The 11,886-nt window shown below is 70.4% G+C and carries 11 protein-coding genes; 2 read left to right on the plus strand and 9 right to left on the minus strand.

Translation table 11 applies throughout. The annotated features are described in order from the left end of the window. Nucleotides 1–14: 14 nt before the first annotated feature. The gene (locus tag ACWPXE_RS26950; protein WP_454020292.1) at nt 15–746 is read right to left on the minus strand and encodes a hypothetical protein; all 732 of its coding nucleotides are present in this window, start codon (nt 744–746) and stop codon (nt 15–17) included. A 245-nt stretch (nt 747–991) separates the two neighbouring features. Between ACWPXE_RS26950 and ACWPXE_RS26955 the strand changes: the two genes are divergently transcribed. Together ACWPXE_RS26955 and ACWPXE_RS26960 are read left to right on the plus strand one after the other, a co-directional pair. Then, nucleotides 992–1,867 (plus strand): MBL fold metallo-hydrolase, encoded by an 876-nt coding sequence (locus tag ACWPXE_RS26955; RefSeq protein ID WP_454020293.1) that lies wholly within the window; start codon nt 992–994, stop codon nt 1,865–1,867. 146 nt (nt 1,868–2,013) lie between these two features. Beyond that, nucleotides 2,014–2,829 carry a DUF882 domain-containing protein gene (locus tag ACWPXE_RS26960; protein WP_454020294.1) on the plus strand — a complete coding sequence of 272 codons (816 nt, stop codon included), beginning with the start codon at nt 2,014–2,016 and terminating at the stop codon, nt 2,827–2,829. A gap of 3 nt (nt 2,830–2,832) precedes the next feature. Here the strand turns inward: ACWPXE_RS26960 and ACWPXE_RS26965 are convergent, their stop codons facing one another. From ACWPXE_RS26965 to ACWPXE_RS27000, 8 genes are all read right to left on the minus strand, one after another. Continuing rightward, nucleotides 2,833–4,002: an ABC transporter permease gene (locus ACWPXE_RS26965; protein ID WP_454020295.1), complete on the minus strand. Its 1,170-nt coding sequence runs from the start codon at nt 4,000–4,002 to the stop codon at nt 2,833–2,835. Next, on the minus strand, nt 3,999–4,997 hold the full coding sequence (locus ACWPXE_RS26970) for an ABC transporter permease (protein WP_119507538.1): 999 nt from the start codon (nt 4,995–4,997) through the stop codon (nt 3,999–4,001). The genes ACWPXE_RS26965 and ACWPXE_RS26970 overlap by 4 nt, the downstream gene beginning before the upstream one ends. A gap of 4 nt (nt 4,998–5,001) precedes the next feature. Next, on the minus strand, nt 5,002–6,894 hold the full coding sequence (locus ACWPXE_RS26975; RefSeq protein ID WP_454020296.1) for an ABC transporter substrate-binding protein: 1,893 nt from the start codon (nt 6,892–6,894) through the stop codon (nt 5,002–5,004). Continuing rightward, nucleotides 6,894–8,807 carry an ABC transporter ATP-binding protein gene (locus ACWPXE_RS26980; protein ID WP_454020297.1) on the minus strand — a complete coding sequence of 638 codons (1,914 nt, stop codon included), beginning with the start codon at nt 8,805–8,807 and terminating at the stop codon, nt 6,894–6,896. The genes ACWPXE_RS26975 and ACWPXE_RS26980 overlap by 1 nt, the downstream gene beginning before the upstream one ends. Then, complete coding sequence (locus tag ACWPXE_RS26985; protein WP_454020298.1) at nt 8,804–9,361, minus strand: hypothetical protein; 558 nt, start codon at nt 9,359–9,361, stop codon at nt 8,804–8,806. The genes ACWPXE_RS26980 and ACWPXE_RS26985 overlap by 4 nt, the downstream gene beginning before the upstream one ends. 3 nt (nt 9,362–9,364) lie before the next feature. Continuing rightward, nucleotides 9,365–10,159 carry a polysaccharide deacetylase family protein gene (locus ACWPXE_RS26990; RefSeq protein ID WP_454020299.1) on the minus strand — a complete coding sequence of 265 codons (795 nt, stop codon included), beginning with the start codon at nt 10,157–10,159 and terminating at the stop codon, nt 9,365–9,367. A gap of 82 nt (nt 10,160–10,241) precedes the next feature. Then, the gene (locus ACWPXE_RS26995; RefSeq protein ID WP_454020300.1) at nt 10,242–11,399 is read right to left on the minus strand and encodes a glycosyltransferase family protein; all 1,158 of its coding nucleotides are present in this window, start codon (nt 11,397–11,399) and stop codon (nt 10,242–10,244) included. A 6-nt stretch (nt 11,400–11,405) separates the two neighbouring features. Beyond that, entirely contained in the window at nt 11,406–11,861 is a 456-nt protein-coding gene (locus tag ACWPXE_RS27000) for a cyclic nucleotide-binding domain-containing protein (protein WP_454020301.1), read from the minus strand. Nucleotides 11,862–11,886 lie beyond the last annotated feature (25 nt).

Raw genomic sequence — 11,886 nt, forward strand, 5'->3', positions numbered from 1 at the left:
CTGGGAACGCCGCGTCAGGGCCGCTTGCCGAGCGGTCCTGACCGGTCCGAGATGGTGACGGCGACCGGATAGCCCATCCAGCGCTGGCGCTTGTTCTCCAGGGCCGCGCCGCCGCGGGCCGGTCCGGCCGGACGCCCGCCGCCCCACAGGCCGCGGCCGCGCGGCACCACGGGCAGCAGGCGGATCTTGCGCCCGACGATGGCCAGCCGGCGCCGCCAATGGGCGACCAGCTTGGGCGAGGTGCCCACCCGCCGCGCGATCTCATGATCGGCCAGCAGGGCGCTGTTGGGGTCCTGCAACAAGTCGAGGATGGCGCGGCGCTTGTCCAGGCTGGTGTGGCGGCTGTGCTTGCGCTCCAGCGCCTTGCCGAGGTCCCAGAGCTTTTCCGCGGTCTCGCGGGCGAGGCCGCGCCAGCGGTCGACCTCCTCCCTCTGGCGCTCCATGTCGCCGTTGCTCTTTTCAAGCTGCCGCTTCAGCCCGGCCACCTCCAGCTCCAGATCGCGCACCTGTCGGCGCAAGCCGTGGACGAGCTGGTCGGGCGGCGGCGGACGGTCGGGCGGCGGGGCACTGGCGGCGGGCGGCGGTTCCGGGGTGGTGGAGACCGGACGGGCACCGCGGGCAAGATCGCGGAACGACAGGCCGGCCCTCGACAGCATGATGCGCGCGGCGCGCAGAGCGGACTGGGCCTCGCCCTGATGCTCCGACTCGGCCATGGCAAGGACTTTGGCGAGTTTGTCTGGGTCCATCCGAGGGGTCGGGGTCCGGAGGCGATTTTTCGCGTCGATGGGCGAACGGGCGCAAACTACCACATCTTATTGGATTGGGCATCTCCACATCTCGGCGGTGCGGCACGCCTTTTCCTCCTACCCCCGTCTCGCGCCGTCCCCCCTTCCATCGAGGCGGACCGGCTTATGGACGCGCCGGAGGGTCGTTTCGTGAAACAACCTTTTCACTCGACTCGCGAGGGTCCTACCGCCAAATTGTCGGTACCATGACGGCACGAACCGTTTCCGACGCCTGTTCCGGTGCGCCTGACACCCCGCCGGACTTCACCGTTCGCTTCTGGGGCGTGCGCGGCAGCATCGCCTCCCCGGGGCCGGACACGGTCCGCTACGGCGGCAACACCCCCTGCGTCGAGCTGCGCTGCGGGAACGCTCTCTTGGTCCTCGACGCCGGCACCGGCTTGCGCCCGCTGGGCGAAACGCTGATGCGCCAGGGGGAGCCGGTGGACGTCGATCTGCTGTTGACCCACAGCCACCTCGACCACATCTGCGGCCTGCCCTTCTTCGCGCCGGCCTTCGACGCGGCGAGCCGCGTGCGGATCAGGGCCGGTCATCTGGAGCGGGAGCGGACGATGCGCTCCGTCCTGGAATGCATGATGTCGGCACCGCTGTTCCCGGTGCCGGTGGAGATCTTCCGGGCCGACTGCACCTTCCATGATTTCGTCAGCGGCGAGACGCTGGCGGTGAAACCGGGAGTCACCGTGCGCACCGCCGCGCTGAACCATCCGGACGGGGCCACCGGCTACCGCGTGGAGTTCGCCGGGCGCAGCCTGTGCTACGTCACCGACACCGAGCATCCCGCCGAGGGCCGCGACCCCGCCGTGATGGAGCTGGTGCGCGGCAGCGACCTGCTGATCTACGACTGCACCTACACCGACGACGAATACGCCGCCCGCATCGGCTGGGGCCATTCGACCTGGGAGGAGTGCCTGCGCATCGCCGACGAGGCCGATGTGAAGCGCGCGGTCATCTTCCATCACGACCCCCGGCGCAGCGATGCCGACCTGGACGTCATCGCCACCGCCGCCGAAGCCCGGCGCCCCGGCACGCTGGTTGCCCGCGAAGGCATGGCGCTTCCCCTCTGATCGACAACTATCCCCTTGGACAGTGATGCGCCAAGGACACGGCCAAGCCTCCGTTCGCGTCCCGTGGCCCGTTGTCACTGCCGGATCGTGTGACAATTATGGTATGAAAACCGCCTGCAACCGCAGAGAGAACTCTGGGGAGACGCATGCGGCATCTTCTGCGCTTATCGTTGCTGGGCCTGCTCGCCGGCGGAACGCTCGCCGGCTGCGCCTCCACTCCGGGTTCCCAGGCCTCGTTCGAGGGCGGCCCCCGTTCGATCGTCCTGCACCATCCCGCCAGCGGCGAGACGGTCAGCGTCACCTACCGCCGCGCCGACGGCTATGATCCTCAAGCTCTGGACCGCATCGCCAGCCTGTTCCGCGACCGCCGCACCGGCGAGACGGTGCCCGTCGATCCCACCCTGGTGGAGCTTCTGGCCGACCTGCGGGACCGCTGCGGCGCCGACGCCGACACGCCGGTCCACATCACCTCGGGCTACCGCTCGCCGCTGACCAACGTCACGCTGGCCCGCAGCAACCCGAATGTGGCGGAGAACAGCTATCACCTCCGCGGCCAGGCCGCCGACATCTCCATTCCCGGCGTCCCGCCCCGCCGCCTCGCCGACGAGGCCGCAGCCCTGCAGCGCGGCGGCTACGCGCTCTATCCCCACACCGGCCACGTCCATGTGGACACCGGCCCGGTCCGCACCTGGAGTCCGAAGAGCGGCGATCCCCGCATCCTTGAGGCCAGGGCGACCCCGGCGAAGGCCGCGTCGGGCAAGGCGGTCGCCGCCAAGCCCGCTCCCACCGCACCGCGGACGCAGGTCGCGGCGGCGGAGCCCACCCCGCCGAAGCGTACTCCGGCCAAGGCCGCGCCCGCCTCCACCCCCGCGAAGGGCGGTGACGCCGACCTCGCCCGTGTCCGCATGGTGCTGGCCTCCCTCAAGGAGCAGCCGGAGCCTGCGGCGAAGAAGAAGCCCTGAGCTTTACCGATACGGGTCCGCGGCGTCCCGCAGTCCGTCGCCGAGGAAGTTGAAGCTCAGCACGGTCACGATCACCGGCAGCACCGGCAACATCAGCCAGGGGTACAGCGCCACCACGTTGATGTTCTGCGCCTCGGTCAGCAGCACCCCCCAGCTGGTGATCGGCGGGCGCAGGCCGAGGCCGAGGAAGCTCAGCGCCGTCTCGCCCAGGATCATGCCCGGAATCGCCAGCGTCGCCGAGGCGATCAGGTGGCTCATGAAGCTGGGCAGCAGGTGCCGCCCGATGATGCGCGCCGGGCTGGCCCCCATGAGCTGGGCGGCGGTGGTGAAGTCCTCCTCGCGCAGGGCCAGCAGCTTGGACCGCACGGCGCGGGCGAGGCCCGTCCATTCCAGAAGGCCCAGGATCACCGTGATCCCGAAATAGATGAAGATCGGGTTCCAGGTGACGGGCAAGGCGGCGGACAGGGCCATCCACAGCGGCAGCTCGGGGAAGGAGCGGATGATCTCGATCAGCCGCTGGATCAGGTTGTCCACCCAGCCGCCGTAATAGCCGGCGATGCCGCCGATCACGATGCCCAGCACGAAGCTGACCGCGACGCCGATCAGCCCGATGGTCAGCGAGATGCGCGTCCCGTAGATCATCCGCGACAGCAGGTCCCGCCCCAGCCGGTCGGTGCCCATCAGGAACAGCGTCCCGCCGTCGGCCGGGCAGGCGAGGTGCCAGTCGCTCTCCACCAGCCCCCAGAACTCGTAGCGGTCGCCGCGGCAGAAGAAGCGGATCGGCTGCACCTTCGTGGGGTCGGGCGTGTAGTCCCGTTTCAGGATCTCCATGTCCAGCCGGTAGCTGTAGCCGTAGACGAAGGGGCCGACGAACTGCCCCTCGTGGAACAGGTGCACGGTCTGCGGCGGGGCGTGGATGAAGTGGGAATTGCGGCTGTCCACCGCGTAGGGCGCCAGGACCTCGCTGACCAGGGTCGAGGCGTAGAGCAGCAGCAGCACGATGCCCGACGCCACCGCCAGCTTGTGCCGCCGCAGCTTCCACCAGACCATCCGCCATTGCGAGGCGGTGGTGAAGCGCTCCTGCTCGGGCGACAGCCGCTCGACCTCGTCGGGGTCCCAGGGGGCGGTGTCGACGGTGTGGGGCAGGGGCGTCTGGGTCGGAAGCGCGCTCATCGGCTGGCTCCCCCGCTCAGGCGGATGCGCGGGTCGAGCGCGGCCAGCGCCAGATCGGACAGGAAGACGCCGATCACCGTCAGCACCGCCAGGAACATCAGGAAGGACCCGGCCAGATACATGTCCTGGCTGCGCAGCGCCTGGAGCAGCATCGGCCCCGTCGTCGGCAGCGACATCACCACCGACACGATGGCGGCGCCGGAGACGACCTGCGGCAGCAGGTTGCCGATGTCCGACACGAAGGGGTTCAGCGCGACCCGCAGCGGGTATTTCACCAGCGCCCGCCCCGGCGGCAGGCCCTTGGCCCGGGCAGTGACGACGTAGGGCTTGTGCAGCTCGTCCAGCAGGTTGGCGCGCAGGCGGCGGATCATCGCGGCGGTGCCGGCGGTGCCGATGACGATCACCGGAATCCACATGTGCTCGAACACGCTCATCGCCTTGCCCCAGCTCCAGGGCTGGCCGATGTAGCGCGGGTCCATCAGCCCGCCGATCGAGGTGCCGAACCACACGTTGGCGAAGTACAGCATCACCAGCGCCAGCAGGAAGCTGGGCGTCGCGAGACCCAGGAAGCCGAGGAAGGTCAGGACGTAGTCGCCCAGGCTGTACTGCCGCGTCGCCGAATAGATGCCGATGGGGAAGGACACCACCCAGATGAACAGGATGGTCGCGAAGGACACGATGGCGGTCAGCGACAGCCGGTCGCCCACCACGTCCGACACCGGCAGGTTGTATTCGAAGGAATAGCCGAAGTCGCCGCGCAGCATCCCGGCCAGCCACAGCGCGTACTGCTCATACATGGGCCGGTCGAGCCCGTAGGTCTCGCGCAGCATGGCCAGCCGGCCCTGGTCCATGCTCTCGCCCCGACTCTGCATCTCGTTGACCAGCGTGGTCAGATAGTCGCCGGGGGGAAGCTGGATGATGACAAAGGTGATGACGCTGATCGCCAGCAGCGTCGGGATCATGATGAGGATGCGGCGGATCACGTAGCCCAGCATGGCCTCACCCCTTTCCGTCGAACCAGAAGCCGTCGGGCCGGTACAGCCCGAAATGCGCGCCGGGGTCGTAGTTGAACAGACCCTCCTCCGGCACGTTGCGCAGGGTGCGGCGCGCCACCACCGGCTGCGGCACCCCGGCGACCGTGCCGATGGTGAAGACCTGCTCGGCGTTGAGCGTCAGGATGCGCGTCCAGGCCGCCGCCCGACCCGCCTCGTCCGGGGCGTCGCGCCAGGCGCGGAAGGCCTCCAGCAGGTCGCGCGCCTCGGGCATGTCGGGGCGCTCGCCGTCCTTGCCCATGGTCTGGAAGAACTGGCCCCATTTCGGCCACTGGTACTTGGCCTGATCGACCGGCACCAGCTCGGCCGGGCTCATGTCCGCAGTGGCGATGGCGTTGTCCAGCCCGCGCGAGATGGACATGCAGGTGTCGCCGGCGAAGATGCGGTTGCGGAACACGTCGAGCTGCGAGGAGCGGATGTAGAGCCGCGCCCCGACGCGCCGCCAGCCGTCGGCGATCAACTCCAGCGCGTCGGTCTCCTCCGTGCTTTCCCCGGCCGTCTCCACGACGATCTCCAGCGGGCGGCCGTCGGGCAGCAGGCGGACGCCGTTGACGTCGCGCTTGGTCAGGCCGATTTCGTCGAGCAGCCGGTTGGCCTGCCGGACGTCGAACTGCGCCCAGCGGTCGCGGTAGGCCGGCACCCACAGGGGCGAGACCTCCAAGAGCGTGTTGTTGGACGGGATGGCGAGGCCGTAATAGATGACCTGGTTCATCTCCTCGCGGTCGATGGCCAGCGACAGGGCGCGGCGGTAGCGCACGTCGCGGTTCAGCGCGCGCCACACCGGGTCGTTGCAGTTCAGGTTGGGGAACAGCGCCACCTGCGCCCCGATGCCGGTGCGCCACAGCGTGACCCGTTGGTCGTTGCGCTTCGCCCCCTGCTTCAGGAAGGTGTAGTTGTCGAACCGCAGGTAGCGTGCCTGGAGGTCGCTCTCGCCCGCCCCCGTCTTGGCCGGGATGATCTTGGCGTCGGCCACCGTCATGATGACCCGGTCGATGTAGGGCAACTGCCGCCCCGCCGGGTCCACCCGATGGAAATAGGGGTTTCTTACGAAAATGAAACGTTCCGCGGGCGGAGCGGTTGTCGGAACCCAGGGCTGCAGGGTGGGCAGGTCCGGGTTGTCGAACTCGGTCAGATTGTCCTTGCGGTTGTGAAGCTGCTGCCAGCTTTTCTGCCGCTCCGCCTCCACGCGCTGCTTCAGCTCCAGCGGCTCGGTGAAGCGGGGGTGGAAGCGCCGCAGGTAATGGGCCGGGGCGTAGATCTCCACCGGCTTGGCCCCGGCCAGCATCGGCAGGAAGAAGGGGTTGGGGCGGGTCCACGTGTAGCGCACCGCCGCGGCGTCCAGCACCTCGAACTTGGGCGCTTCCCCGGCCACCATCATCTCCGGCGGCGGCCCGCCGGGGGAGCGCTTGGGGTTGTTGGCCATGTCCTCCCACCAGTAGCGGAAGTCCTCCGCCGTGAAGGGATGGCCGTCCGACCAGCGGTGGCCGCGGCGCAGCGTGAAGGTGAAGATCCGCCCTTCCTCCACATCCACCCGCTCCAGGATGTCGGGGACGATGCGCAGGCTCGGGGTCAGCGCGACCAGCCGGGCGTAGCTGTAGACGTAGATCAGCCGCGTGTCCTTGGTCCGCGCCATCAGCAGGCGCAGGTCGCCGCCGTGGCGCCCCGGCGATTGCCAGGGCCGGTCCATCGGCTCGACCAGGGGGGTGAGCGGCAGCCGCTTCTCCACCGGCGGCAGCGATCCGGCGCCGACCGCGTTCTCCAGCATCGGCGTCTCGACCGCGTCGAAGGCGCTGAGTCCGAGGAAGGCAAGCAGCAGCAGGGCGGGGCGGGCCAGCCTCATCACGCCACCTCCCGCACGCGGACGGCGGCGTCGGCGCGCACGCAATGGCCGCCGCCGAGATCGACCAGATGGGGCTGGTGGTCCTCGTCGATGGTGAAGGGGGCCGGCCAGCGCGCGGGGTCGGAGGCGCGGCCTTCCTCCAGGTCGGTCAGCGACAGCGGGCGGCTGGGGTCCGGTTCCGGCACGGCGGCCAGCAGGGCGCGGGTGTAGGGGTGGACCGGGTTGCGGAACAGCGCCTCGCGCGGCGCCGACTCGACGATGCGGCCGCGGCACATCACCAGAATGCGGTCGGCCATGTAGTCCACCACAGCCAGATTGTGGCTGACGAACAGGTAGGTCAGGCCGAGCCGTTCCTTCAGGTCCTTCAGCAGATTGAGAACCTGCGCCTGGATCGACACGTCGAGCGCCGACACCGGCTCGTCGAGCAGCAGAAGCTCGGGCCGCAGGGCCAGCGCACGGGCGATGCCGATGCGCTGGCGCTGGCCGCCGGAGAAGCTGTGCGGGTAGCGACGCAGATGCCGCGCGTCCAGCCCGACCAGCCCCATCAGCTCCTTGACCCGCGCGGCGCGCTCCGCCTCGTCGCCGATGCCGTGGATGACCAGCGGTTCTTCAATGATGTCGAAGACGGTCATCCGCGGGTTCAGGGAACCGAAGGGGTCCTGGAAGACGAACTGCACCTTGCGGCGGAAGGCGGTCAGCGCGGCGCCCTCCAGCCCCAGCACGTCGACGATCCGGCCATGGTCGTTGAAGCGCACTCCGCCGGCGTCTGGAGTCAGGGCGCGCATCAGGATCTTCGACAGGGTGGTCTTGCCGCAGCCCGACTCGCCGACCAGCCCGACGCATTCGCCGCGCGCGATGGCGAAGCTGACATCGTCCACCGCCAGCGTGCCGGCCCCGGCCTTGGCGCCGAACCAGCCGGCCTTGCGCGCGCCGTAGCGCTTGCGCACCCCCTCCACCACCAGCAGCGGCCCCGCCGCGTCGGCGCCGGGCGGCCAGGGCTGGTGATCCTTCTCCAGCAGGCTGCCGCCCTGCGAGGTAATCGAGCGGATCGGCGCCAGCCGTTCCCCCGGCGCCATGTGGAAGCGCGGAACGGCGCGCAGCAGCGCCTTCAGGTAGGGATGGCGGGGATCGGCGAAGATGTCCTCGCGGGTGCCGGATTCCATGATCCGACCGCGGTGCATCACCACCACCTCGTCGGCGAGGTTGGCGACCACCCCCAAGTCGTGGGTGATGAGCAGGACGGCCATCCCGAGATCGGCCTGGAGGTCCTTGATCAGCTTCAGGATCTGCGCCTGGATGGTGACGTCCAGCGCGGTCGTCGGCTCGTCAGCGATCAGCAGGGCAGGGCGGCAGACCAGCGCCATGGCGATCATCGCGCGCTGGCGCAGGCCGCCCGACAGCTCGAACGGGTAGGTGTCCAGCGCCCGCTTCGGGTCGGGGAAACGCACCCGGCGCAGCATGTCCTCGGCTTGCGCGCGGGCCTGCCGGGCGGTCACCCGCTGGTGCAGCCGCACCGCCTCGCCCACCTGGTCGCCCACCGTGTGCAGGGGCGACAGCGAGGTCATCGGCTCCTGGAAGATGATCGAGATGCGGCCACCGCGCAGCGCCCGCATCGCCGTGCCGTCGGCCTTCAGCCCGGCGATGTCGACAGGGCCACCACTCTTGTTTACTGGGCCCTCGCTGACGATTCCGTCGTCGAACAGGATTGTCCCGCCCGCGATGGCGGCGTTGCGGGGCAGGATGCGCAGGATCGACTGCGCCGCCACCGACTTGCCCGAGCCGGATTCCCCGACCAGGGCGACGGTGGACCCCGCCCGCACCCGGAAGGACACGCCGCGCACCGCATGGACCACGCCGCCCGGCACCTGGAAATCGACCTTCAGGTCCTCCACCCGGAGCAGCGTGCGGCTCATGGCGCCGGCCTCTTTTCGTTGGGGTCCTCCGGCGGCTCGATGCCGAGAGCGATCAGATTGTCCACCGTCACCGGGGTCAGCGCCACGCCGTTGCGCCCGGCGGCGAGGGCGGCCTGTTCGATCACCGCGTCGAAGCCCTCCAGGTTGCTGTCGAAGCGCAGGGTCTTGCCGCCACCGGTCAGCGCCGCCTGCATCCAGCCGTCGTCGCGCCCCCGCCTGGTCGCGTAATAGCGCAGCTTCAGCCCGGACAGCGCGTCCCAGCGGATGGCGCCGCCCAGCGGCCCGTCGGCCCGCAAGCCCTCGCCGTCCATGGTCAGGCGGGTCAGCTGGCGTTGCAGGGTGCGCGCCGCGAAGACCGCGAACAGCAGCGCGCAGGCCGCCAGCGGCACGGCGATCCAGGGGATGACGGGCAGGAAGGCCAGCGGCAGCACCGTCAGCGCCAGCCCCGCCCCGGCCCGCGCGTAGTCGCCGGCGAGCGCCCCGGCGGGGTAGCGCATCTCCGCGACGCTCGGCGTCTCTCCGGTCGAGGGTCTGGCCATGGGCAGCTCGGCCATGTCTCAGCGAAGTCCTTCTGCGGCGAACAAGGTATCAGCGGGCAGCCAACGAGCCGCCGGGTGGCGGCGGGTCACGGTCAGGAAACGCGCGGTGAAGGCCCAGGTTTCACCGTCCATCGCCAAATGATGCGTCAGCAGGCCGGTCGCCTCCGCCGCGTCCACCGCGCCCAGCCGCCGGGCGCGCAGATGGGCGACCGTCATGCCCAGCGACTCCACGTCGCCCAGGAAGCGCTTGCCGTCCTTCCAGGCCACCGGATCGATGTGTGTATTGACACACATCATGTTGACGGTTGACACACGTCTCGGCCCGAACACCGACAGGCCGGCGAAGCCCGCACTGGGCAGGCCCGCGGCCACGCCGGGCGCGATGCGGTTCCAGGGCGGCACCAGAACGGGCAGGGCGCGCGGCCCGAACCGACGGTCCAGCACGTTCCGCCCCTCGGCCAGTTCCGCCAGCACAGCGGCGGCGGGCCGGTCCGCGCCAAGTTCCGCCTTCTTCGCGGGGGGAGCGGCGTGGTTGGTGTGCGACCAGCCATGCTGAAGCACCGTGACGGTGGGGGCCGCGTCCACAACGGGGGCGAGGGCGTCCGTGACCCCGGCGGGGATGACGGCCAGGGCCAGCGGCGCCCCGGTCTCGACGGACAGGGCGACCATCCGGTCGAGCGCTGGCGTCGGCTCGACGGCGTCGTCGTCACGCCACCAGAGGGTGGCGGTGCGCCCGGCGGCGGCCCAGGCGTCCAGCTCGGCGGTCAACGCGTCCCAACCGGCGCGCGGCGGGCTGTCGGAAGGGGCGGTCATGGTCATCGCAAGGCTGGGCCGAGGCAGGGGATCAGCCCCAGCATGGCCCCCGCACCGGAAAAATCCAAGCGTCTTGATTGGCTTAGCGACTGTTGCCTTGGCGGTAGGCCACCGCGTCCAACAGCAGCCGGGCGGTGGCGGCGGCACCGTCCAGGCGCAGCGGGATGGCCGGCGCCGGGGGCAGGGCGAGCGCCCTGGCAACGCCCGCGGCCAAGGTTTCCGGGGTCAGGATGGCTTCGTCGACCACGGCCAGCCGGCCCCGCTCCTCCAGCAGGCGGGCACGGGTGGCCTGCTCCGTCTCGCTGCCCGCGGCGAAGGGAACGACGACCGCCCGGCAGCCGGCCTGGAGCACGTCGAGCGCGGTGTTGTAGCCGGCCTGGCTGATCGACAGGCGGCAGCGGCGGAGCAGGGCGGGGAAGTCTGGCCGCGCCCGCTCCACGACGGTGCCCGGCGGTGCCGCGGCGGCGAGCGCGCGGAAATCCGCCTCCGGCACGTCCGGACCGGCCAGCAGGCGCCAGGGTGCGTCAAGTCCAGCGGGAGTTGACGCACGCACCGCCAGGGCCGCCCGCAGCAGCGGCAGGCCGACCGCGCCGCCGCCCACCGACACGATCACCTCGCCGGTGCCGTCGGCGCCGGTCGCAGCGCCGCCCTGCGGGGCCGCGACGTAACCGGTGTAGCGGATGCGGTCGGCGATCCGCGCGGCGGCTGGGAAGGTCGCCGCGAAGGGGATCAGCTCCGGGTCGCCATGGACCAGCACATGGTCGAACAGCCGTTCCACCGTCGAAACGGTTTCCTCCAGCCGCTCCGGCTTGGCCTTGGTCACCAGGATGTCGCGCACCGACGCGGCGGTGACCGCCCCGCCGGCCTTGGCGGCCTCCAGCAGCGGCAGAAGCTCGAACCGGAAAGCGCGGCGCCCGAAGGGGAAGGATTCGATCAGCAGCGCGTCGGGCCGTACCCGCTCATGGGTTTCCAGAACCGCGGCGCGGCGCCGGGCGCGCCACGCGTCGTCGATGGGCCGGTCGTGCTCGTCGAGCAGGGTCTTGAAGCCGCTGTCGGCGGCGCGGGCGGGGGGGAGCTGGACGATCTCCGCCGCCGGGCCGTAATCGATCCCCGGCACCGGATGCCCGCCGCGCAGCACGGTGACGGCGACGCCCGCCTCGGCCAGTCCCCGGGTGATCAGCGCGGCGCGGCGGTCGTGGCCGATGCCCAGCAGATGCTGGACGTGGAAAAGAACATGCATGAGTTGTCAGATCGCCCGGGCGGCCAGCACCTCGCGCAGGCGCGTCGTCGTCTGCTCCAGGCGGTGGGCCAGGGAACGCATGATCTCCAGCCCCATCTGCGGGAAGTCGGCGATCATCTGAAGGAAATGGTCCTTTGGCACGCACAGCGCTTCCAGGTCGGTGCTGGCACGGACGGTGGCGGTGCGCGGCACGTCGCACAGGATGGCGATCTCGCCGACGATCTCGTTGGACCCCAGCGTCGCGACGGCCAGCGGCCCGCCGGGGCCGGTCACGATCACCTCCGCCTCCCCGCGCAGCAGGATGTAGGCGCAGGTGCCCATCTCGTCCTGCTCGAACAGGATGTCGCCGGACCGGAAGCTCAACCGTTCGCTGGTGAAGGCGAGAAGCTTGAGCTTGGCAGTGTCGATGTTGGCGAACAGGGGAATCCTGCGCAGGCAATTGACTTCTTCGGCGATGCTCATGCCGTCTGCCTCCTCAACGCCGCCG

This window comes from Azospirillum sp. Marseille-Q6669 (assembly GCF_965111635.1).

Bases quoted from the DNA above. Each gene is read 5' to 3' on its own strand.
- ACWPXE_RS26950 (WP_454020292.1), bottom strand. From the start codon at position 746: ATGGACCCAGACAAACTCGCCAAAGTCCTTGCCATGGCCGAGTCGGAG.
- ACWPXE_RS26955 (WP_454020293.1), top strand. From the start codon at position 992: ATGACGGCACGAACCGTTTCCGACGCCTGTTCCGGTGCGCCTGACACC.
- ACWPXE_RS26960 (WP_454020294.1), top strand. From the start codon at position 2,014: ATGCGGCATCTTCTGCGCTTATCGTTGCTGGGCCTGCTCGCCGGCGGA.
- ACWPXE_RS26965 (WP_454020295.1), bottom strand. From the start codon at position 4,002: ATGAGCGCGCTTCCGACCCAGACGCCCCTGCCCCACACCGTCGACACC.
- ACWPXE_RS26970 (WP_119507538.1), bottom strand. From the start codon at position 4,997: ATGCTGGGCTACGTGATCCGCCGCATCCTCATCATGATCCCGACGCTG.
- ACWPXE_RS26975 (WP_454020296.1), bottom strand. From the start codon at position 6,894: ATGAGGCTGGCCCGCCCCGCCCTGCTGCTGCTTGCCTTCCTCGGACTC.
- ACWPXE_RS26980 (WP_454020297.1), bottom strand. From the start codon at position 8,807: ATGAGCCGCACGCTGCTCCGGGTGGAGGACCTGAAGGTCGATTTCCAG.
- ACWPXE_RS26985 (WP_454020298.1), bottom strand. From the start codon at position 9,361: ATGGCCGAGCTGCCCATGGCCAGACCCTCGACCGGAGAGACGCCGAGC.
- ACWPXE_RS26990 (WP_454020299.1), bottom strand. From the start codon at position 10,159: ATGACCGCCCCTTCCGACAGCCCGCCGCGCGCCGGTTGGGACGCGTTG.
- ACWPXE_RS26995 (WP_454020300.1), bottom strand. From the start codon at position 11,399: ATGCATGTTCTTTTCCACGTCCAGCATCTGCTGGGCATCGGCCACGAC.
- ACWPXE_RS27000 (WP_454020301.1), bottom strand. From the start codon at position 11,861: ATGAGCATCGCCGAAGAAGTCAATTGCCTGCGCAGGATTCCCCTGTTC.